Raw genomic sequence first — 21,778 nt, 5'->3', positions numbered from 1 at the left:
AACCATATCAGGAGCACAAGATGGCATTGATGAGCGTTGAGCTGCTGCTGGATCAAGCTGAGGACGAGTACATGAGCGTAGACCAACTGGCCTTTTTCAAAGATCGGTTGGAGGTTAAAGCCGCAGAGCTTCGTGATCGCTTGCTCAGCTGTCAGGCCAGTTGCCAGATCGAGCGTCACCCGGACGAAGCAGACTTCGCTTCCGATGAGGAAAACAGAGCAGTGGCAGCAAGCATGATAGAAAGGGACAGACAGACGTTGAGCCATGTGCTTAAGTCCCTGGAAATTCTCGCTCTGGGCGACTACGGTTTTTGTCAGGAAACTGGCGAGGCCATAGGCATAAAACGGCTGCTACTGGTCCCCGAGTCGTTGTACTCGGTAGAATCGATGCAGGCGCTGGAGGCCAAGGGAATGCACCAACGCCAAGCGGCCCAGTAAAGTAGCCGCAGCGAAGTGATCCAGGAGAATTGCGATGACTGCAGAAAGTGTCGAGCGCGATGTGGCGATCTCAGAGCTTGCCAACCATTTGGAGCGCGATTTGATGCCTTGTCCGGCAGGACGTACCGCACTGCTGACGTGGATAGAAAAAAAGCTGGCTCAAATAGCGCTCAATCCTGTACCCACAGCAGCTGATGCTACGTGGTTGATCGAAAGCGCTTATATCCAATGGGCCGCTGCAGAGCCAAAGGGCTAAGGAACATTCTATGAACGCGATTCCTACCCCCGCCATGGGGTTCATAACCAGTACTGAGCCGCTTCAGGCAAAAGGCAATGGGTATGACTATCCCATCCTGGTTCGGATCGAATTCGAGCGACAGTCAGATGATTCAGTCCAATTGATTTCCCGGGGAGGGCACACAGGAACACTGATCAAAAATGCTAGAAGGGTGAACATCTCAAGCCACGACTGGGACAACCGCCCGTATGACCCCCTTGATAGCCTCGTCCTGACCCGGTGGGCTTTTTCAAAAGCGGGCTGGGTGCTTCGTGACGATGAGTAGGTCAGTGCCTATTGGCCTTAACCGACTAACGTTGCGCCAGCTCGTCGCGGACCTTCATGACGGTCGTAGTTGAACACGCAGCGTGCCTCGCTACTGCGCGGATCCCGAGCCCTGCAGCCAGCAGCTCACGCACTCGGTTACGCAGCTCTGCGTCTACGGGTCTGCCTTTGTAGACGCCTGAAGCTTTTGCCTTCTCAATCCCTTGTGCCTGGCGCAGTCTTCTTTGTTGATAGTCCTTCCTGGCGATCGCGGCCATCATATCGATCATCATGTAGTTGATGGCCGCCAGCATGCGGTCGGTGAACTCGTCCCCCGACTGGGCCGTCATGCCTTGATGACTGGTAGGCAGATCCACAGAGACGATCCGTATGCCTCGGTTATCGATTGCTGTTTTGAGGGATCGCCAAGCCTGGTCATCTATCCGCGACAGCCGATCGATGCTTTCCACCAGCAGCACGTCACCTCGGCGAGCATCTTTGAGTAGTCGAATTAATTCCGGGCGGTCGGCATGGCTGCCACTGGCATTTTCCATGTAGCACGATGCGATGGCCTTGCCGTAGCCGGAGACAAACGTTTCCAAATAATCGCGCGCTCGACTTGCGTCCTGGTCATCGGTCGATGCTCGAAGGTATGCACGAATGAACATCGGTAGATCTGTCTCATTTTGGGTGTAGTCAAATAATTGTATCAAATTGGGTGTACGTTAAGTGCGCAAAGCTGAAATCTGTTGGGGCTGATTTTCGTGTCACCTGGGGTAGACCCAAAATGAACGGCCATTGGGCTGCATAGATCGCTGCCGATTCCCGAAGTCGCCAGGGAGGTCAAACCGCGGCCCCAAAAAGCCCACCAGGACGGGCTTTTGTGGAGGGCCTATAGAACATAGATCACGTGATGAGCACTGCCTTGCGCGCACTGCCCTTCCAACGTAGCAATCATCTTTGGAGGATTCGTCCGCCGTATAGCATGAGAAAAACAGCATCGTGTATTCAACTGCTACACGCGTGTAGACAAATGATATACGCTGGTGTATATTGCCTTCCGTGGGTCATGCTTGACCCCGCCCTTTTCGGCTCACGCCATTTACGTACCTCAAGGAGTCTATCCATGTTTAGCAGAGTAAAAATGCGTTCCGCATTAAAGTCTTAAGGAGGCAAAGAGTCGAAGAACACCAAACCCAATCGGGAATTACACCATGAATGCAACATTAGAAACGTCAGAAAAAGCCAGGCCCGTAGCCATAAACATGCGTGCCGACGAACGAAAACGAAACCTGATCGATATGGCCGCTGCACTGTCGGGCCGGGATCGAACGAGTTTTATCTTGGAAGCTGCCTGCCAAAAGGCAGAGGAAGTGATCTTGGATAAGCGCTTGTTTGTTCTCTCCGATGCTGCATTTGACTCCTTCGAGCAGGCCCTTGAAGCCAACCCTCTAAGAGGTAACAAATGTCTACATCAACTGCTCGACAGACCGAAGCGTTGGAGCTAACCGCTCCAGAAAAACTCAACGACTTGCACGACCTCTCTGAGTTCGACTGTAAAGAGCCGTCGATTACCGATTACCTTCAGAAAAAGGCACGGAAGGCACAAGCAGATAGGCATGCTGTGGTCTATGTGTCGTGTCGGAAAGGGACCTTGGTGGTCATGGCTTATTACACGCTCTCTAGCGGTTCAGTGAATCGCGAGAATGTTGTGCCCAAAAGTCACCAGCGTAACTCGCCAGCTGAACATCCAATCACCCTTTTGGGTCGAATGGGGGTCAGTGAAGCTGCTCAAGGTCAGGGGTTTTCTCTTGATCTGTTGAAGGATGCAATTGAACGAGCGATGACAGCAGCGCAAAGCGTCGCTTCATCAGCAATCGTGGTTCATCCATTGAACGACCGGCTTGCTGAGTTCTACGCCAAACACGCAGGGTTTGTACCATGTCCGGCGCTTTCACCCGTTACGATGATGCTGCCCTTGCGGTAACTAAATCAGTAACAAAAAAACCCGTTATAGCATTTGCGATAACGGGTTATTTTTTGGCCGCAGTTTGAGGCGATGACCAAGTTCGCCCCAACCAGAGCCTTCAAAGCGAGCTCTGAGGTCCCATTTCACGCGCGCTTTCAACTGAACTAACGGTATTCATTAGACAGCCGGAGGCCGCGCTATCCTCCAGAGGCAAGCGAATAGTGTCCGGTCTGAATCGGCCCTGATTTCGTAAATGCTCAATGGCCGCTCCTGGCCGATTCCTGCCCTCGGTGAAGGGCAGCCATGGGTCGACAGCTGCCTTTCGTGACTGGCCGCTATCGGCCAAAAGCGGACATTTTCACCCTGGAGGTAGAAATGGAAACGTGGCAAGTCATTTTGTTCATCGCCGGTAAAACTACGCAGCGCTGTCTTTGCGTACTGGATCAGAGTGAATAGACTTATCCCATCCCTGCAAGAGCGTGATAGTCCACGCCCTCATCCCAACGCAAAACATCTCAAGGAGGCCCATGAAATACGATGACGCAAGCTGGCACCACGGCGGAGACTTTCCAGCAGATCAACCAAAGGAGCACGGCGGCACACACATCGCGTTGTTCTTGAGATGGTGTTTTGTTAAAGGCTGGGCTGGCGACTTTCACGTCAAGGAAGAGCCTGAAGCCGTCGACCAGGTGATCAACGGCGAACTCACCGCCACCGAGTTTCTTTTCAAGTATTGCGATGGCAAATTTACGGATGAGGACTTGAACGACGCTGGAAATGAGATCGCGCAGCAGTATTACGGAAGCCATGGCCTTTACCTTCAAGACTACGCCGACCATTTTGGCGATTTGATGTATGTAGCGCCGGAGCCCGCGCATAGTTTTGAGGAGTTTTCCGCGATACTGGATGCTCGGGTTAACAGTGGCGTTCTGGTTAAAGCGGAGGCTTAACCACCGGCTCGGCGCCGCACATCTTGCCGTACACCCCTGGCATCAGTGAAGCGTCCGCTTTGGGTCGAAAGCGGTCAGTCGCGACCGACTGCAATCGGCCTTTTGAAATTATCTGAGGAAATTACCTAGTGACCCCAGTCAATTGCTCAATGAGAGTTTCGGAATGCCCGTCAGGAGCGCTAGCGCTGAACCTATAGCGAACTCACCTTCGGATCCAACCGCGCCAGTACCTGCCTGCTATTACCGCCGCCGAACACACTCACCAAGTCCATGACTCGGACAGGTTCTTTGGGGTCTATGCTCAATTGGATGCCGTCGTTTTTGCCTTTGAACAACTTGACCATCAGCTCGCAGCCGTCAGTGAGCATTGAGGCGTTTGCCCGCATTCCGCTTTCACAGCTTTTCTGCCAGTTATCCAGGCTTCTTTCAAACCAGGCCTGGCGCTGTTTGTCGGCGCTGCCAGCAGTCGGGTCCAACGGCGTAGCGTAGCGTTGGTGGAGCAACGCGCTACGTTTAACCATGCCATTGTCCTGGAAACTGACTTTCAACTCGCTCAACTCAGCCCGGGCAAATGCGCCATGCAGGCTCTGCGCTGTAACGCCAAGCCCGGCATAGGTGGCCACTTTCCCGCCACGCTGCAAGTCGTTGACCAAACGGTGTAGGCCCTTGACGTTATCCACACGGTAGCTGGCACTGAAGGTGAACAGGTCTGGCATGTCCACAAACGTTTCACCTGTGGCACGGGTGGCGTCGTCATCCAGGTCCAGGGACAGCATGAAGTCGAACGGTTTGAGTTCGTTGCGACCACTGCTCAATAACGGGCCAAAATTATTCATGCTCCTCAAGCCACCGCCCATGCCCATGATGCTGGCCATCGCACCCAGGCTCTGCAGGCTTTGTAACGAGCCATTGGAAGCCTGTACGCCGGTGGCTTCGATGCGCACACGGGTGCGGCTGTCGTCGTTGATCAGATCGGTCAAGGTAACTTTATCGGCACGCAAGCCGCCTGCCTTGCCATCACCCAACTCGACGCCCTTGATCACGACCTTGCCGCCAAATGGCGAGGAGCTGACCGAGGCCCAGCTGATTGTGCCGTTGAGCTGATTGTCATACACGAAGTCATCCAGGCGCTTTTGCGCCTGATTGCTGGCATAGGCACACAAGCCAAAATAGCCCGCTGCGAGTATCGCCACAGCGGCGGCAGGGACCAGCAGTTTTTTTTGCATCATTGCACATCCCCCTGAATGTTCCGGTCAGGCCAGGCTTGTTTGAATACCTGACGCGCAGCGTCGGGTGTCCAGCTGTCATCGCCCAACTGCATGCGCATGATTTTCAGTGGGTCACGCAAGTCGGTACAACCGTCTTCGCTGCAGGCTTGCAGGTAAGTGACCGCCACCAGGGTCAGCGGCAGGTCTTCGCCGTCTCGCTTGACCGGGTCCAGAGTGACGTCGCCTTTGGCCAGGAACCAGCCTTTTTCAGGCTTCAGGTTGGGGCCGACAATATCCAGCTGCGACTCATAGGGGTAATCGGTTTCCCAGCGCCCATCCTCCTTGCCGACGATGTGCACAATCTGGCTGTACGCGGCTTTGCCGCCGGCCACCAAGCGCGCATAGCTCCCTCCGGAAGCGGGCACGTAGCTGACGTCGGCGAGCAGTCGAGACTGGACGTATTTGGCGTCGCTACTTTCGGTTTTCAATTGGGCAAACTGCTGAAGTTGGGCCTGCGCCTCATAGCCAGCCTGCTGACGTTTATTCTGCTCTTCGTACTGGCGCTGACGGTCGGCAGCGCGTTTTTGCTCGGCTACCCGCGCTTCATGGATAAACAGATAATTGCTAGCGTTTTGCGGGTTGAACTGCCAGATTTTGGTGCTCCAGTTTCGGCTTATGTTGCTTTCATAAAGCCAGCTGTCGCGGTCATTCTTGATAATCCCCTGCGGTACATCCCGAACGGCGATGAAGCTCACGTTCGGGGTTTTTGGCTGGACCTGGTCCAAGGCCCCCAAAGCGCTGAATACCGTGGTTCTAATGGTTTCAAGCTGGCGAAAAAGCTCTTGATTTTCGGTCACAGCCACCAGCGCCGGGCTGCGTGTATCCCAATGACCACTCCAGCTGTAAGGCGCTCGCAGCAGGTAATGTATGCGGCTTGCCGGATCACTGGCGAGCAGCATCAGGGCGTTTTTCTGGTTGTCGAAGCCCACGATAGGTAGCTGCGGCGCCCGGTTGTTGAACGGGATGCCTTGATGAAAACTACCTTCATACTCCTTCAGCTTCACCCCGTCTGCGCGCAGCAGCACAACTCCCCCCTCACCTGCAGCATAGCCATCGGAACCGCAGGTAACACCGGTGGATTTTGCACTGACGTATTGGGCGTCACCGTCCGGCTTGTAGGTGGTACGGAACAGGCACCCGTTCTGGTCTTTGATTTCAAAGAAAAAGGTTGCGGCCTTGAGCGCATCAGTCTCGGCGGGCGGCGTCCAGCCCGATACCGCAAAAGCCGGCGTCACATGACTGATCGAGGCATGAGCGGGCGACTCGGTAACCGGTGCCGATTCAGCCGTTTGAGGAGCTGCAGCAGCGGGTGCAGGAACAGGCGCAGGGGCTGGATCTGCAGCCACCGCCGGTGCAGGAGTAATCGGCACGGGTGCTGGTGCTGCAGCAGGCTCGGGTTTGGGCGCAGCGGCCACCTCGGCCGGCGCGACGGCTCCGGCGACTTGGCTGGACCATTCTTCATCCCTGGCAGCCGAGCCATTGGCGAAAAGCTCTCCTTGGGCGTTGTAGCTTTTCCAGGTCACCGTGGCAGCGCTTGGGCACTGGCTGGCAAGCAAGCCTCCGAGCTTGGGCAGCAGGCGCGCCACGGCATCATTGTCTGGCTTGCCTGCGAAGGCAAAACGCAGCGTCAGCGGATTCGTACACCAAGGCTGATTGTCGGCATGATCAACGAATACTTCGACGTTTTCTCCTTTGGAAAAAGCCAGCCGGTAAGCGGCAGCATGAGCGCTCGCGCACACGGCAAGCCCCAACAGGGCCAGTGGCAGCTGTTTGCTAACGTGTTTCATCAGATCAGTTCCCAGGCGCCGTCACCTGCCTGGCAGGCCTTGACCGTCTGCTTCTCGGCTTGACTGTCCTTGGCTTTCACGTCGTAGATAATAGTGCGGCAGGTGGTTTGTGCGGTCAGTTTGTCTTCCACCGGTTTGGCATCGATGGCATCAAGGTCCACGCCTTGTTTGGCAGCACTAGTAGCGTCGAGGTTGTCCAGATCAGTGGCGCTGTCGGCGGATGCTTGTGTGGCAGTACTGCTGGCAACCATTACGGGTTTAGGCGCTACCGCTTCCACCAGTGGGGCGTACACGTAGCCTACGGTGACTCCGCGACGGCCGACCATGATCCAGTCGTTCTGGGTGCGGCCCAAGGCGGTGAACGTCGAACTCGGCGGTAAACCACCTACTTTTTCGGCGCTGCTGTCCGGAGCGCTGCGCAGGTTGGCAGACTTGATGGCCCGATAGGGTTTATTGAGCACTGTCATGTCAGTGACCGGCCGAATCTTCGGCAAGCGCTTCACCGCCACCTGGCGAGATTCGACTTCGGTACTCACAGGCGTTATTTGCGCGCTGCTGCCGCTGTGGTTGGATTGCCAACTGGTCGCCTGGCCGTCCTTGTTTCTACTGAGCACTTGCTGAGTTTGTGCGGCGAGGGCCAGACGGTCACTCTCATCCATTTTCGCACCGATGGTTTTGCCCAGCAGGCCGCCGGCCAGGCCGCCGATCAACATCGCGGCGGTTCGCCCGCCTCCTGCGCCGATGCGGCTGCCGATCAGCACTCCGGCGGCGCCGCCGATTACGGTGCCTATGTTTTCCTTGTTTGCCCAATCGTTACCCGATGTGGCGCAACCGGATGAAAAAACGATGCTCAACACAAGCGAGGCGGCAACAGCCGTCTTTGTAAAACTCATCGCACAATCCTCTGGCGTAAAAGAGAGATATGCAGGGATGATTTAGCACGGTGCGATATTTGATCGGCCTTCATCCCTGAAGAAGTGCGCGGATTACACACAAATTTGGAATGAGTCACAACCGTTTTATGACTGAACCAATGCCCTCCTCGGGTCGGTAGCGGCCTGTCGCCACTGGCAGCAACCGGCCAAAAGCAGCCACTTACTGGCGGTAGATTCAGTTTTGGACTTCCCGGTATGCATCAAGATCCTGGTCTGCGCAGATTACTCCCGATCAACATCGCAAGAGCTGCAGCCATTGCGGTGCTTGTGTTCGCCTACAATGCAGGCTTCGATCGTTGCTTTGCTAAGCGATTGAGCCGCATCTTCACCACTAACCCACGGGAGCGCACAATGCTCGAGCTCGATTGGGCAGGCTAAATAACGAGTTACGGCTAAACGGGGTACGTTATTCGTGCATATTTCAAGGTTACAGCTCGTCAACTACCGCAACTTCAAGTGTGCGAATGTCGTATTCAACAAGGGGGTAAACACGATCATAGGCGAGAACGGATCAGGCAAGACCAACCTGTTCCGGGCGTTGCGTCTCTTGCTCGACGACACGCTGCTGCGCGCGGCATATAGGCTCGACGAGAAGGACTTCCACCGGGGCCTTGGCGACTGGCGCGGTCACTGGGTAGTCATTAGTCTCGAGTTCGATGAGGTATCCCAAGACGAAGCGATTCAATCCCTCTTTCTCCATGGGACCGGTAACATCGCCGACGGCGCGATCGGCAAGGCGACCTACAACCTTATTTTTCGCCCCAAGGCGGCAGTTCGGCGGACCCTGGCCGACGTTGCCGTCGGGGATACCGTAGGACTCGCCGAGGCACGTTCGAAGATCACAATTTCGGATTATGAAACGATCTTCACCGGCAAGAGTACCGCAAACTTCCTCGATCCTGAAACCTACAGGCAACTGGTTGGCGACTTCGATGCGGTAATATTTCCCCAAGAACTGACGAACCCTGCTATTGGAGGCGTCATCCCGGGCATACTCTCGATCTCGCGCGAAGTGTGCTTCACCTTCGTGCAAGCACTGCGCGATGTGGTCGCCGACTTCCAGAACAACCGCACCAACCCCCTCCTAACTCTGCTCAAGTGTCGAAGCGGTGAGATCGATCCGCAGAGCTTCGAGCCGATCACCGCGCTCGTCAAAGGGCTCAACGATGCAATCGAGGGCCTACCAGATGTAGAAACCATCCGCACCGATATCCGCGACACCATCACCGATGCGGCAGGCGAAACCTACTCTCCGCGATCGCTTTCGATCCGCTCAGATCTGTCCGACGAGGCCGACCGCCTGTTCCAGTCGCTCAAGCTGTTTGTGGGCGAGAGCGAGGAAGAATATGAGGGCGCGATTCACGAGTTGAGCCTGGGCGGTGCAAACCTCATCTACCTGACTTTGAAGCTGCTCGAGTTCAAATACCAGAAGCAGAAAGAGTCCTTCGCCAATTTCCTCGTGATCGAGGAGCCGGAGGCGCACATCCACACCCATATCCAAAAAACGCTGTTCGACCGGCTGAACTTTGATGACACCCAGATAATTTATTCGACCCATTCGACCCACATATCCGAAGTGAACAACGTAGTGAACATCAACATCAACATCAACATCCTCGGCCGGCAGGACGGACGATGCGAGGTGTTTCAGCCATCTGCGGGACTTGACGCCGGCCAGATTGGCAAATATCCAGCGCTACCTCGATGCGGTCCGCAGCAATCTGCTCTTCGCCAAGAGCGTGGTCCTGGTCGAGGGCGACGCCGAGGAGATCCTCATCCCAATCCTCGTTAAAAAAGTGTTCGGGCTCAGCCTGGACGAGTTGGGGATCAGCTTGATCAACATCCGCAGCACCGGCTTCAAGAACGTTGCGGTGCTTTTCCACAACGAGCGCATCCGCAAGCGCTGCGCGATCATCACCGACCTTGACCGCGCGTTTATCGATACGACCACGGACATACTAGACAGTGACGATAAGGCGGCCGCCAAGAAGAAAGCACTGGGGTCACAGATCGCTGGACTCCAGCGCGAGGCAGCGCTCAAGGAGTTGTGTGCCGGGAATCCCCTGGCTGACGGCGCACTTCGCCGACCACACTTTTGAGGTCGATTTCGTCTCCGTCGGCAATGTCGGCACCGTCGTTTCGGTGCTGGGCGACGTCTATAAGGATGGAGGGACCATCGCGACGTCTAAGGCATGGAGCTGGAATCGGGCGACATTGCACTTTTCGGGACGCGCGTGCTGACGATGGCACGTTACGCCGGAAAGGGGTGGTTCGCCATCATCCTAGGGCGAATGATTACGCCTGAAACTTCCATTCCGGATTACATCCTCGACGCCATCTTCCAAGCGCATATCCCGGTATCCATCCAGACATGGGCGCGTGTGCTGGACTATCGGGTCTCGATCCTTGCGGCGTCGCAACTACACGCGCCAGGAGACATCGACGCGATGCGCGCGCACATCAGACGTTACCATCGCGCCGAGATCGACTTTGCAGGTGTCCGCGCCGAAATGCTACAGGCCTTTCCTGCAGACGGTATCAACACCATCCTGGCGGATTTCTAGAATGTTTGTCTGGGACAGGAAGGATCTGAACGACGCCCAAGTCGCAGCCATCGAGCACCCAGGCAGCGTCTTCCTCGTTGCTTGCCCAGGGAGCGGTAAAACGAGGACCCTCACCTACAAGATCGCCCGACTGTTGTCGGAGCTTAAGTCGGACAAAAAACGCGTCGTCGCGATCACCTACACGCACCGGGCTGCGGATGAGATTCAGGAACGGATAGAGCAGCTTGGCGTCGATACGAGCCAGCTTTGGATTGGCACGATCCACTCCTTCTGTCTCGAATGGATCTTAAAGCCCTATGGAATCTATCACTCGGAGCTCATGCACGGTTTCCGGGTGATCAATGCCCATGACACCGAACGAATGCACGAGGAGCTCTGCAGCGCGGCGCAGGGCACTAAGCTCAGCAGCTTCGACTGCGCATATTATTTCACGCCGAACGGCTATGTCCTGACATGCAACAAGACCAACAAACATGAAGCAATTGGGGAAGTTTTGCAGGCATATTGGAAGGCGCTTCGTGCCGAGCGGCAGCTCGATTTTGAACTGATCCTTTTCTACGCCTATCAACTCATCGAGAATAATCCGTCGATCAGCGTGCTGCTGGGTTCGATCATCGAATGCGTGCTCCTCGATGAGTTTCAGGACACGCGGGAAATCCAATATACAATCCTCGCATCGATCCTGAAAGCGTCTAAAGGCGGTACGTCCGCCTTCGTCGTAGGCGATCCTAATCAGGCAATCTATGGCTCGCTTGGCGGCTATGCGATCACGGCGTCCGACTTTGGGACGCAGTGCGGCATCGCCTTCAAGGAAATGGAGCTATCACACAATTACCGGTCGTCATCGCGCATTGTGAGCTATTTCGGCAATTACAAGGTCTTGCCTTCGAAGATCGAGGCGGTGGGAAAGGACAAGGACTGCGCGAGCGTAGTGTCGTTCGATCACCAGACGCACCGCGATGCGCTGGAGGAAGAGCTTGTAAGACTCATCAGATTCAACGTCGAAACGCTCGGGATCGCTCAGCATGAGGTCTGCATCGTTGCGCCTTGGTGGGTCCATCTCGCAAGCATGACACGCCGGCTGGTCGCGGCGCTTCCGGCCTATTCATTCGATGGCCCGGGCATGGTGCCCTTCGCGCGCGACGTCGACAATTTCTGGTACAAGCTCGCCCGGATTATTCTGACGGAGGCGTCCCCACAGCTTTATGTACGCCGGATGCGATGGGCGGGAGAGGTAATCGCCGACCTCAGCGACGCGGGCGTAGAGGTTCCAGGTTTGGACCGCAAGACACTGCTGCGCGCCTGCAACGCCATCATCATCACCGAGAACGACGGCCTGGCGTTCCTCCGAGCGTTCTTCGACCAGCTATGTTCCACTTTCGGGATCGATCGCCATACCTACGCGGCGCTTCAAGAGCATCACGACGCTTTCTTTGAATCCTCGCAGAAGCGCATCGATAAGCTCATCAAGGAAGGCGCTGAGGCGATTGCTGAATTGGGGATGTTCAGGAAGGTCTTTGCGGACCGAACTGGTGTGACCGTGTCGACGATCCACGGGGTCAAGGGCGCCGAGTATGACGCAGTGATCGCCTATGGCCTACTAGAGGGAATGGTTCCCCACTTCAGCGATCCGAACCAGACCGAGACAGCTAAGAAGCTCATGTATGTGGTGTCGTCGCGGGCCAGAAAAAACCTACATCTGATCTCTGAACGCGGTCGCAGTCGAGGCTGGAGCGGAGATTATCAACCAACCGACGTACTTACTGGATGTGCATTCCAGTACAACCAGCTTTCTTGACGGGTAAGAATCTTGTCGCAAATGACCGCTCCTGGCCGACTGCTGTCCGTCGTAAGAGGCGATAATCGAACCTAAGCGGCTACCCAGCCCTTCGGCACCGTGCTGCGTCTTCACTGCGCATAACGGGAGCTATGTTCAATAGGCCCTCCAAAAAAGCCCGCGCTGACGGGCTTTTTTGGAGTCGCGGTTTGGCATACTTGGCGACTTCGGGCAATCGGCAGCAATTTAGGCCGCCCAATGGCCGTTCATGTCGGGTATACCCAAAAGTGATGATATAGAAAGGTTGCATGTGGTGACATTTTTGTTCAGAGCCCGTGTGCCATTTCGATTGCAGGTCGTTACACCTAGCCGGAATAGACCCCTATCAGGACAGACGGAAGCGCCCGACGATATTGTTCAGATCCAGCGCCAGCGTCGATAGTTCACGGCTTGCACTGCTGGTTTGCTGCGCGCCCAATGAGGATTGCGCAGACAGATCACGTATGTTGACCAGATTGCGGTCCACTTCCCGTGCGACGTTTGCCTGCTGTTGCGCAGCGCTGGCAATGACCAGATTGAGGTCGTTGATCTCGCTCACCGCCGCGCTGATGACGGTCAGAGAATCATTGGCGCCCTCGGCGATACCGAGTGTTTCACTGGCCAGTTCGGTATTGCCGCGCATCGAGCCCACAGCCCGCTCAGTGCCACTTTGAATGTTGGTCACCAAGCGCTCGATTTCGCTGGTTGATTGCTGGGTGCGGTGCGCCAGGGCACGAACTTCGTCTGCCACTACAGCAAATCCGCGTCCGGCTTCGCCCGCACGAGCGGCTTCGATCGCGGCGTTGAGGGCCAGCAGGTTGGTCTGTTCGGCCAGGCCACGGATCACATCCAGAACCTTGCCGATGTCGCGCGACTGACCCGCCAGCTCGCCAATCAAGGTAGCCGTTTTCTGTACGTCGGTGCTCATGGTGTTGATTGCGCTGACGGTTTTCTTGACCAGCCCCAGACCGGCCTGCGCCGCACTGGTCGCATTGCTTGACGAGCGTGCGGTGTGTTCGGCGTTACGAGCGACTTCTTCCACTGCGCTGGTCATTTCATTGACAGCCGTTGCGGCCTGGTCAATCTCGTTGTTCTGTCGCTGGATGCCTTGAACGCCGTCTTCGGTGATGGCAGTCATCTCTTCGGCAGCGGCGGCCAATTGCGTTGCCGAGTTTGAAATCTGCTGCAGGGTATTGCGCAGTTGCGTCTGCATGGCAACCACGGCAGCGGCGACGCTGGTGTTGTCATTGGCATTGACCTTGATCGTACTGCTCAAGTCGCCCGTGGCGATGGTGCGCGTAATGGTGGCCACGGTAGCCGGTTCGCCACCGATGGCTGCGAGGATGCTGCGTATGGTCAGTAGCGTCACGATGACGCCCAGTATTGCGATCACCAGTGTGGCGCCGATGGCCAGATTGTTGGCCTGGTTGGCGCTGCCTTCCTGTGCTTCAAAGCGCTCGCCGGCACGTTGTTTGCCTTGCTCGCGCAGGGTCTGCAGGGTCTTGAACACCTGCTCGGCAAACGGTTTGACTTCAGTGCGGTTGATGTTGCTGGCAGCAGCGATATCACCCGTCTGGATAACAGTCGTCTGATGGCGCATGCCGTCACGCAGCTTGGTGTAATCGCGCTGCAACTGCTGAGTGAGCGTTACATCCAGCGTTTCAGCAGTGTTCTTGCCGAGCTGGACGGTCAGTTCGTCTAGCCTGGCGAAAGCAGCTTCGTTCTCATTCTTCCAGCCAGCGGTCTGCTCCGGATTGCCGATGGCAATCATGCGCAGAATGTTGATGTCCACGCGGGTCAGTGCACCGTCGATACTATTTACGGCCTCGGTCGCCAGAAAATCCCGGTTGTAGAGCGCATCGACATTCTCGGTTGATGTCTTGAGCGTGTGGATCATGAAAACTGCCAGAGCAATAAACGCAACGATGATGGCGAAGGTCGAGGTCATCAATCGTTTTTTTACAGTGAGGCCGACATAAGCCGCTTGGGTCTGGGACATGAGGGAACCTATAAGACTATTGGGCACATTGAATTAGAAGCTGTGTGAAATTCATCGCAGATTCCAAATCTATCGGCGTACCCGACTCAAGCTTTAAATGGTGGCTGAATGATATTTTTACGATTGTGCAGGCAAGCGACTCCCCCGTCCCTGTTGAGAATCCGACCTTTCAACACCTGTAGTATGTGGAGTGGTTGACTGCGCGGCCAGAGCAGAGCGCTGCTTTTATGAACTCGTACCCGGTAGATCGGCTGACCGTGGCCATCTGATTAGCCTCGTCTCGAGCAAGTGATGGACAGGGTGACGTGTCGCGCTGGCCTCCACCACGCTGCAGGCGCGGTAGCAATTTCGTTAGTCAGAATTGTCTACTGATTTACGGTAGTCAGCATTTGATCTTGCGCGCAGCGGGTAGACCCTAATAAACCACACAAAAAAGTTACAAGTGGTGACAAGTCGGCTCGCTTACAAAAAATGATCATTTGTGGTTACAATAGGTGACTAATTTTGGCGCCAATTGGAAAGGATGTTCGGTGGAGATCAAATCGGACCTCGTAGGCGTAGTGGATCACATACTTCAGACCTATAGCCCTTCGGAAATCAACCAATTGATACGACTGATCAGCCCAGCGCCTGACTGTGCCTTGATGACTGCGGCTGAGTTTGAGCGAGTGATGCATGTGCTCGCTGGTCAGAGTCGAAGCCGGCCATTTTCGGAAAAGTCTATCCAGGCCGCCAGACTGATCCTGGTGATGGGGGCCAGCATGGCCGAGGCGGCCGCTGACGTGGGTCTGGCTAGGCAGGTGGTGCACAGGCTGATGACACGGATTCGGGCTCGCCTGCAGATGTTGCCTGGTGAATGGGTGAAGGTTGAAGCGTGGTTGCCGCCTGCTGCTGCAAGGCAGGTAGCAGACCTGGCTGCTGAACTGAGATTGGCGCATCAAGTGGGGAGAGAGCAAACCGCTGGGGTCAGCGGGGGTTGACGACATAATCATTGATAGGTAGTGTGACTACAGAGCGCGAAATCAGTGGCCTTGCAGGGCAACGACTGACGTAGGTACCCCGGCGATTCTGCAAAATCGGTGGCGGTGAGACCTCTCATCCCATTTCCTGAGGATGCCAATATCAGGATTCAAACCTTAAGGGCAGCCCTCAAAGCTGCCCTTTTTCTTTGCTTTCGATTTCATAACGGCGGTACAGGAGCTCACCGCGTCGGTGAGGATTCATCTTCTTTGACGAGCAATGCATGAAATTCCAAAGGATATTTCCTCCTTTTACATCGACGATAACCAGCATGTCGTTTTTCGCTTCGTATGCTCCAACGAACGCTAGGCGATAGTCGCCGTTGTCGTACTGCACCCGCCAAACCTCAAATGGCCCGGAAAGCGTGTCTATGGCATGTCTGACGTAGCGTTCCCGGGAGTCCGGACGTTTCTCGACAATATGTGCCAAGCTTGGTTTGAGAACCGTTACTGAGCCTACGGGGGTTTCGAACGTCCGGGATGTGACCGAGGGCACCGACATTCCGAAGTGCTCGTGGATAATTGCCAAAGCCTCTTCAAACGTGTCGCCTCTCTTGATTTCCGATATAGCTGGTGAGCGCAGCTCCCTTACAAGGTATCGAAGATCTGGTAGACCCAAATCCTCCCAACCGGATTGCCCTGGTAATTCCTTGATCATCGCCGGCTCTTCAAACGCTAAAAAATTTCGCCGAGCGGATCGTCATAGCCAGCCATGGGGGCTGCGGGTGACGTGTTTGGATCTGGCATGTGCTCGATCCGCAACAGCGTGGAGTGCAGCTTACCAATCTCTTCTTGCAATGACTCTATAACACCTGCGACTGATGAGACACCGCCTCGCCGAGGCGGCCGACGAAGTTGGCCTGGCCAGGCAGGTAGTGCACAAGCTGATGCGCAGATGTTGCCTGGTGAATGGGGGAAGGTAGGGGAGTGGGCATCCACCTTTTGACTAGGTGCAGCTGGACCACTGAGGGTTCCTCCTGGGCGTTCCCTTCGCTGCGCTCAGGGCCGGGCTTTCGTGCTGCGCATCGAGCCAGGCCATGAAGCCGGCCCGTCTCGACCCTTCGGGCTTCAATCCTCGCCGGCAAGCCGGCTCTAACGCCTCCGGCCTCTCGGCCTGCGCGCTCCGCTTGCCGTCGCTGCCTGTACCTCCCGTATCACCTGCAGGCTTTGCTGCGCACCTTTCGCCGTGCGCCCGATCGACCTAAGCGCATCGGCGAAAGGCACTCAGCAAAGCCGGCACAGAGGTGAGACGAAATGAACAGACAAGCAAAGCAACAGCTGATGAAGCGCTTCACAAGCGGTCAGGTCGAGATCTGCAAAAAGCTGCTGAAACTGAGTCGCCAGGTACACAAGTTCAATGCCCGCGTCGAGTTCCTGGTGCTGACGTTCAAGCATGACCTGGCAGACGCCGTAGTCCGGTATGAACTTTGGGACAACGGTTTCGAAGGCCTGGGCGAACGCCAGTTCGACAACTGCTTTGAAATGGGTGACTCGGCCGAGGTGGTCGCCGAACTAATCACCACAGCGCGTCGTGAAGGCTTCGTGGAAAAAATTCAGACCTGGTGCGGCAACGAATCGTTTGCCCGCTGGTGCAGCTACGCCGACCGCCAGGGTGACCTTTTCGCCGCTTAACCCCGCTTACGCCCGTCAGGCCGGGCGCTACACCAGGAGAAAAAATATGCGTATGTCCAGCAACTTCCGTAACCCATGCATGATCCGCAGTGACGTCCCACTGAGCAACGATCAGATCGCCCACTATGTGCCTTCCATCTTCGCCGAAGAAGCGCACGACAGCAGGTCGGCACGTTATCTGTATATCCCGACCGTGCAGGTACTTGATGCGCTGCGCGCCGAAGGATTTGAACCATTCATGGCCTGTCAGACACGCGTGCGTGACCAGGGCAAACGTGAGCACACCAAGCACATGCTGCGCCTGCGCCATGCGAGCCAGATCCTGGACCAGGAAGCCAACGAAATCATCCTCCTCAACAGCCACGATGGCAGCAGCAGCTATCAGATGATTGGAGGAAAATTCCGTTTCGTGTGTGTAAATGGACTGGTACTGGGAGACGTTGCCGCTGACCAGAAAGTGCGACACAGCGGTCGTGGTGATGTGGTGCATGACGTGATCGAAGGCGCCTTCGAAGTGTTGAAGCATTTCGAACAGATCGACCACATCACCGCTGACATGAAGCATCAACAATTAGACCAGGACGAGCAAGAGGCTTTTGCATTGGCTGCCTTGGCGTATCGCTACGATCCGGCAGAAGGACCTGCGCCTGTTACCCCGTCCCAGTTGCTCATGCCACGCCGTCGGGAGGACCGTAGCAGCGACCTTTGGACCACCTTCAATCGAGTCCAGGAAAACACCATCAAAGGCGGTTTGACCGGGCGTAACAAGCAAGGCCGACGCACGACCACGCGAGCGGTCAATGGGATTGATCAGGACGTGAAACTGAACCGGGCCTTGTGGGTACTTGCGCAGGCTATGGGTGAGCACAGAAAAGCCGCTTAATTCAACACAACTGGGCGTTGGCGGCGCCCAACTCTGACATCAACGTAAGGATGAAGATAATGAACGGCTACGTAGTCACCTGGACCATCTACACAGAATCAGTAGGCGCACATAAAGAAGCCGCCCTTGACGTCGCACAGCGTTTCTTTCAGGCACGTATCGCTGACGGCGAACCAGACAGCGCGTGTACCTTTGTTGTCACCGGTATGGATGGTCAATCGGAAAAAATCGATCTTGCTGATTATCTTTACACTGATTGAAGACGGTTGCCTTGGAACAAAAAAGCCCCTCGATGTGGGGCTTTTTTGTTGGATGGCTTTGAGCGCTCAGGCAACCTGAGGCTTAGCCCGAGGTGCCGCACGTTTGCGCTTAGTGGTCAGGTCGGTAATTTCCCGAACACTCACGTTCAGACCAACATCAGCGAGAGCCTGTTTAACCTCCGAGACGGAGTAACCCTTGGCCGAACACAGCTCAACGATTTGTTCTTTGAGCGACTGTAGCACTTCGGCCTGGCTCATTTGTCCTTGCTCAGGTCTGGCAGATCGGCCAGTTTTTGACGGGCGGCTTCCAGGTCTTGTTGGGTGAATGTTTTCTGCTTGGCCATAGGCTGGGTATCCTGATGTACTGATGGGTTACTCTACATTAAGTTAGTGCTTTGAGCCGTGCTCTCGTTTCTTTGACCGTCTGGCGTATTCAGTTACCAGCAACGCAATACGTGCAGGGGATGTTCTCACACCTATTGTTCTGAGGGCTTCTTGTATGGCCAGCAGTGAGTATCCCTTTTCTTGAGACAACGTGTGAAATCTATCCGCAAGCGCGCTCAGAAATTGACCTTTCGACATTCTGTCCTGACTGAGGTCCGGCAAAGCCGCAAGAGCTTGCCTGGCGACCTCTACCTGATCTAGCGTGATTTTTTTCTTTTTATCCACGTATGCACCCGCATTCTGCTGATATCAATACACCGTGATGGGGCACGGGATTCAGGCTGATCAATGTCAAGCGTGAACATCACTCTACGCATCGTGCGCAGTTTGTCTACCGTCGAGCTGAATCCATGCTTTTCTAGGAAGTGCAAAATATCCGTGAGGGTAAAGTCTTCATCGTGCAGGGCCGCGTACAGTTTTTCGCTGACTGACGCTTTAGGCCCAAAGCGCTGGAACTTGTCCACCTTCAGCGAGGGGAGGCCGTCCAGAAACTCTCGGGCCGCAGCCAGATCATGCTGGGTGTACAGCCTTGTCTTTGCCATGAAAATCAGCCCCTTACGTGTCCTGCGCTTTTCAAAGGTCTGGAGAGCCTGCTCGAATTTCGGGCCCCAACCACCCCCGCAGCGCTCTTGCCCGCTTTAGGGTAATATGGTATTTAAAAGGTGTAAAGACGGTTTAAGATATTGACCGGAAATGTTTTGTACGGACGGCCCGCACGCGGTCCATCCGACAAAACCCGGATCAGGGCTCCGCCCCGACACCCCGACAGCGTCATTCAGTTAGTTAAGGTTGAGTCAGAGCATGTCGAAAAGCACAGCGCGTCAAGCAACGGTGAGGATCGAAATTCGTTGCACTGAAGAGGATGCAGCCTTGATTCGCGAAAAAGCGCTGGCTGCCGAGATATCTGTTTCAGATCTGATGCGTCGTGCTGCGCTGAATCGCAAAATCAAGACACCGACTGACAAGAAGCTTATGGCCGCGTTGCTACAGCTCGGTGGTTTGCAAAAGCACCTGTTCAACCAGATGCAGGACAGCATGACAACTGATCTGAGCAAGCAATTCTCTGACGTGTTGGTCGCCATCCGAAATGCCGTCAATGCCATCGATCTGTCCCAGACTCGCATCAAGTAGCTAATCAGCCATGAACGTCATCATCCCCCCGAAACGCGGCGATAAGGGCTCCAGCTTTAACCGGCTGGTGAGCTATATCAGCGACCGTGGTGACAAGCCCAAAGATGATGATCTAGTCAGCGCTACGCCTCGCCAGAATGCTTCGCGCACCAAGAAGGCGATGTTTGATCGGCTCGTTGATTATGCGGATCGAAATGATGGAGACGACCGTGCCGTCGTGATCACCGACATGTTCCCCGATGGTCGTCAGCGCTTGATCAGTGGGGGCATTTCTTGCGAGACAAACTGCTTCTCCTGGGAGACATCGGCGGCGGAAATGAACATGGTTGCCGCCCAAAGTCGTCGCTGCCAGGACCCGGTCTATCACTTCATCTTGTCGTGGCGCGAAAACGAACTGCCTACAGATGCGCAGATATTCGAGTGCGCCGAACACTGCATTCGTCAGCTGGGCATGGAAGAACATCAGTACGTCACCGCTATTCACCAGGACACCGACAATACGCACTGTCATGTAGCCGTGAACCGAGTCAATCCCATTACCTACAAAGCCGCCGCCTTGTGGAATGATGCTGACACGTTGCAGAAAAGCTGCCGCGTTCTCGAACGCAAATACGGATTCATTCAGGACAATGGGAGTTGGCAGTGGGGTGTCAACGACCAATTGGTCCGTGCTCCTTTTCGGTATGGCAGTGCTCCGCAAGGGACTGTGCCATTGCAGGTCTATTCAAACACCGAGAGTCTCTATCATTACGCCGTGCGTGAGGTGCGCGAAAAGATATCTGAGCTTATCGAATCGCGAGAGATTACCTGGCGTCAAATCCATCTGGCCCTGCATGAACGTGGCTTGGGATTGAGGGAGCAAGGCGAAGGTTTGGTGATCTATGATTTCTTGCGCCCCGAGGGTCCTGTGGTCAAGGCTTCTTCGGTTCATCCGACGCTGACCAAGTTTCGATTGGAGGCCCACATAGGCCCGTTTGAAGGACCACCCACCTTCGAACATGAAGAATGGAGCTATGGTATTTCTTCCTATTACCAGCCTGCATTTGAACTCCGAGATAAAGACGTGCGCTTCGATCGCCGGCAGGCGAGAGCTGAGGCTCGGCTGGACTTAAAAATGCGCTACAAACGCTATCGTGAGGGATGGGAAAAACCTGATCTTCATGTCAAGGATCGATACCAGCAAGTGGCTGCTCGCTACCAGGCAATGAAGGCGGACGTCAAACGCTCTCAGCACGATCCTTTGCTTCGCAAGTTGCTGTATCGAGTTGCCGAGTTCGACCGGATGAAAGCCATGGCTGAGTTGCGCATCGAGCTTCGTGACGAGCGGCAAGCGCTTGCCGAAAAGGGCTTGCTTCGTCCGCTTGCATACCGTCCCTGGGTCGAGCAGCAAGCTCTCAGAGGAGACGTTGCGGCTGTCAGTCAACTGCGTGGATTTGTGTATCGAGAAAAGCGGAAGGAGCGCACTCCGAACGGTGGGTTTGATCGTCTTATCCAGTGCGGCCAGGCAGATGATTCTGCTGTCTATCACCTGCGCTCTTACACGTCACATTTGCATCGTGACGGCACTGTCGAATATCTGCGCGATGGCCGGGTGGGTGTGATCGACCGTGGCGATTTCGTCCACGTAAAACCGGGGTTCAATGACGACGATGAGTTGGACAATTATCGGCTGGCCGCCAACCTGGTATCCACGAAAAGCGGTGACGCTGTGAGGATCATTGGTGATGACCAGTTCGTAGACCAGGTGCTTGATGCGGGATGTGGCGTCAACCATCGCGGAAGTCAGTATGTGTTCCAAGTGACCGATCCAGAACAGTTGGCGCGCTACGACGTGATCGAGAGGGATCACCGTCAGTATTACGGCTACGACGAGCCGGAGGTGAGTACCCACTCCCCAGCTCGGCATGACCCGATGGATGACGTCCCCGATGATGATTACCAGCCTCCAAGGCCGTTCGTTGGTTGAGGCGAAACATTGACCAGGACCGCGATAATCAGCATTTGGATCAGTAGGATCGCGGTGGCCCTTTAGTGGAAGTTGAGTGAGCCTAAGTAGTACCCTGATGCGGCGGCGAAGCTGGTGTGCATGGCCCCCATATGGAGGAGAAGTCAAAGCCCGTCATGCGGGCGACAACGACGTTGG

The 21,778-nt window shown here is 55.4% G+C and carries 20 protein-coding genes and 2 pseudogenes; 14 read left to right on the top strand and 8 right to left on the bottom strand.

Features of this window, described 5'->3' with window-relative positions:
* The first annotated feature begins 20 nt into the window (after positions 1-20).
* The 3 genes from PCPL58_RS02230 to PCPL58_RS02220 are packed head-to-tail and all read left to right on the top strand — an operon-like array spanning position 21 to position 1,000.
* Complete coding sequence (locus tag PCPL58_RS02230; protein WP_065348715.1) at positions 21-437, top strand: TraR/DksA family transcriptional regulator; 417 nt, start codon at positions 21-23, stop codon at positions 435-437.
* A gap of 34 nt (positions 438-471) precedes the next feature.
* Positions 472-693 (top strand): hypothetical protein, encoded by a 222-nt coding sequence (locus tag PCPL58_RS02225; protein WP_057446101.1) that lies wholly within the window; start codon positions 472-474, stop codon positions 691-693.
* A gap of 10 nt (positions 694-703) precedes the next feature.
* Positions 704-1,000 (top strand): hypothetical protein, encoded by a 297-nt coding sequence (locus PCPL58_RS02220; RefSeq protein WP_057446100.1) that lies wholly within the window; start codon positions 704-706, stop codon positions 998-1,000.
* 25 nt (positions 1,001-1,025) lie between these two features.
* Here PCPL58_RS02220 and PCPL58_RS02215 read toward each other — a convergent pair whose 3' ends face one another.
* Positions 1,026-1,646 carry a recombinase family protein gene (locus PCPL58_RS02215; RefSeq protein ID WP_065348714.1) on the bottom strand — a complete coding sequence of 207 codons (621 nt, stop codon included), beginning with the start codon at positions 1,644-1,646 and terminating at the stop codon, positions 1,026-1,028.
* A gap of 546 nt (positions 1,647-2,192) precedes the next feature.
* Here PCPL58_RS02215 and PCPL58_RS02210 point away from each other — a divergent pair.
* The 3 genes from PCPL58_RS02210 (at position 2,193) to PCPL58_RS02205 (ending at position 3,897) form a co-directional block, all read left to right on the top strand.
* Positions 2,193-2,486 (top strand): type II toxin-antitoxin system TacA family antitoxin, encoded by a 294-nt coding sequence (locus tag PCPL58_RS02210; protein ID WP_065348713.1) that lies wholly within the window; start codon positions 2,193-2,195, stop codon positions 2,484-2,486.
* Positions 2,444-2,965, top strand: coding sequence for a GNAT family N-acetyltransferase (locus PCPL58_RS28825; RefSeq protein WP_083188294.1), 522 nt, complete (start codon positions 2,444-2,446; stop codon positions 2,963-2,965). The genes PCPL58_RS02210 and PCPL58_RS28825 overlap by 43 nt, the downstream gene beginning before the upstream one ends.
* Before the next feature lie 509 nt (positions 2,966-3,474).
* Positions 3,475-3,897, top strand: a complete 423-nt coding sequence (locus PCPL58_RS02205) for a DUF7832 domain-containing protein (protein ID WP_065348712.1) — start codon at positions 3,475-3,477, stop codon at positions 3,895-3,897.
* Between the two features lie 191 nt (positions 3,898-4,088).
* On the opposite strand, the gene PCPL58_RS02200 is transcribed toward PCPL58_RS02205, so the two are convergent.
* From PCPL58_RS02200 to PCPL58_RS02190, 3 genes are read right to left on the bottom strand one after another with little or no spacing between them, the layout of a single operon-like run.
* Entirely contained in the window at positions 4,089-5,126 is a 1,038-nt protein-coding gene (locus PCPL58_RS02200; RefSeq protein ID WP_083188293.1) for a hypothetical protein, read from the bottom strand.
* The gene (locus PCPL58_RS02195) at positions 5,123-6,952 is read right to left on the bottom strand and encodes a hypothetical protein (RefSeq protein ID WP_065348711.1); all 1,830 of its coding nucleotides are present in this window, start codon (positions 6,950-6,952) and stop codon (positions 5,123-5,125) included. Before PCPL58_RS02195 ends, PCPL58_RS02200 begins: the two co-directional genes overlap by 4 nt.
* The gene (locus PCPL58_RS02190) at positions 6,952-7,845 is read right to left on the bottom strand and encodes an SH3 domain-containing protein (RefSeq protein WP_065348710.1); all 894 of its coding nucleotides are present in this window, start codon (positions 7,843-7,845) and stop codon (positions 6,952-6,954) included. The genes PCPL58_RS02195 and PCPL58_RS02190 overlap by 1 nt, the downstream gene beginning before the upstream one ends.
* Positions 7,846-8,299: 454 nt before the next feature.
* On the opposite strand from PCPL58_RS02190, the pseudogene PCPL58_RS32510 reads away from it, so the two are divergent.
* Positions 8,300-10,451, top strand: a pseudogene (locus PCPL58_RS32510) (ATP-dependent nuclease).
* Between the two features lies 1 nt (position 10,452).
* Positions 10,453-12,249 (top strand): UvrD-helicase domain-containing protein, encoded by a 1,797-nt coding sequence (locus PCPL58_RS02180; RefSeq protein ID WP_065348709.1) that lies wholly within the window; start codon positions 10,453-10,455, stop codon positions 12,247-12,249.
* A gap of 364 nt (positions 12,250-12,613) precedes the next feature.
* On the opposite strand, the gene PCPL58_RS02175 is transcribed toward PCPL58_RS02180, so the two are convergent.
* A complete protein-coding gene (locus PCPL58_RS02175) occupies positions 12,614-14,266 on the bottom strand; it encodes a methyl-accepting chemotaxis protein (RefSeq protein ID WP_083188291.1) in 1,653 nt (550 codons plus the stop codon).
* 530 nt (positions 14,267-14,796) lie between these two features.
* Here PCPL58_RS02175 and PCPL58_RS02170 point away from each other — a divergent pair.
* Positions 14,797-15,246: a TrfB-related DNA-binding protein gene (locus PCPL58_RS02170; RefSeq protein ID WP_031599008.1), complete on the top strand. Its 450-nt coding sequence runs from the start codon at positions 14,797-14,799 to the stop codon at positions 15,244-15,246.
* 169 nt (positions 15,247-15,415) lie between these two features.
* Here the strand turns inward: PCPL58_RS02170 and PCPL58_RS02165 are convergent, their stop codons facing one another.
* Positions 15,416-15,943 (bottom strand): PBECR2 nuclease fold domain-containing protein, encoded by a 528-nt coding sequence (locus PCPL58_RS02165; RefSeq protein ID WP_031599007.1) that lies wholly within the window; start codon positions 15,941-15,943, stop codon positions 15,416-15,418.
* 596 nt (positions 15,944-16,539) lie between these two features.
* On the opposite strand from PCPL58_RS02165, the gene PCPL58_RS02160 reads away from it, so the two are divergent.
* From PCPL58_RS02160 to PCPL58_RS02150, 3 genes are read left to right on the top strand one after another with little or no spacing between them, the layout of a single operon-like run.
* Positions 16,540-16,917: a hypothetical protein gene (locus PCPL58_RS02160; RefSeq protein ID WP_065348707.1), complete on the top strand. Its 378-nt coding sequence runs from the start codon at positions 16,540-16,542 to the stop codon at positions 16,915-16,917.
* A gap of 46 nt (positions 16,918-16,963) precedes the next feature.
* Positions 16,964-17,800, top strand: a complete 837-nt coding sequence (locus PCPL58_RS02155; RefSeq protein WP_065348706.1) for a DUF932 domain-containing protein — start codon at positions 16,964-16,966, stop codon at positions 17,798-17,800.
* A 59-nt stretch (positions 17,801-17,859) separates the two neighbouring features.
* Positions 17,860-18,060: a hypothetical protein gene (locus PCPL58_RS02150; RefSeq protein WP_004666908.1), complete on the top strand. Its 201-nt coding sequence runs from the start codon at positions 17,860-17,862 to the stop codon at positions 18,058-18,060.
* A gap of 66 nt (positions 18,061-18,126) precedes the next feature.
* On the opposite strand, the pseudogene PCPL58_RS02145 reads toward PCPL58_RS02150, so the two are convergent.
* Both PCPL58_RS02145 and PCPL58_RS02140 read right to left on the bottom strand, forming a co-directional pair.
* Positions 18,127-18,404 (bottom strand): annotated as a pseudogene (locus PCPL58_RS02145) (mobilization protein).
* A 297-nt stretch (positions 18,405-18,701) separates the two neighbouring features.
* The gene (locus PCPL58_RS02140; RefSeq protein WP_065348705.1) at positions 18,702-19,046 is read right to left on the bottom strand and encodes a hypothetical protein; all 345 of its coding nucleotides are present in this window, start codon (positions 19,044-19,046) and stop codon (positions 18,702-18,704) included.
* 259 nt (positions 19,047-19,305) lie between these two features.
* Between PCPL58_RS02140 and mobA the strand changes: the two genes are divergently transcribed.
* Both mobA and traI read left to right on the top strand, forming a co-directional pair.
* Positions 19,306-19,635 carry a plasmid mobilization protein MobA gene (mobA, locus tag PCPL58_RS02135; RefSeq protein WP_003344297.1) on the top strand — a complete coding sequence of 110 codons (330 nt, stop codon included), beginning with the start codon at positions 19,306-19,308 and terminating at the stop codon, positions 19,633-19,635.
* 10 nt (positions 19,636-19,645) lie between these two features.
* On the top strand, positions 19,646-21,601 hold the full coding sequence (traI, locus tag PCPL58_RS02130) for a TraI/MobA(P) family conjugative relaxase (RefSeq protein ID WP_065348704.1): 1,956 nt from the start codon (positions 19,646-19,648) through the stop codon (positions 21,599-21,601).
* Positions 21,602-21,778: the final 177 nt, after the last annotated feature.

This window comes from Pseudomonas cerasi (assembly GCF_900074915.1).
Classification (GTDB): domain Bacteria; phylum Pseudomonadota; class Gammaproteobacteria; order Pseudomonadales; family Pseudomonadaceae; genus Aquipseudomonas; species Aquipseudomonas cerasi.
The sequence above is the reverse complement of the archived record's forward strand: the minus strand, read 5'-3'. Positions and strand labels throughout refer to the sequence as shown.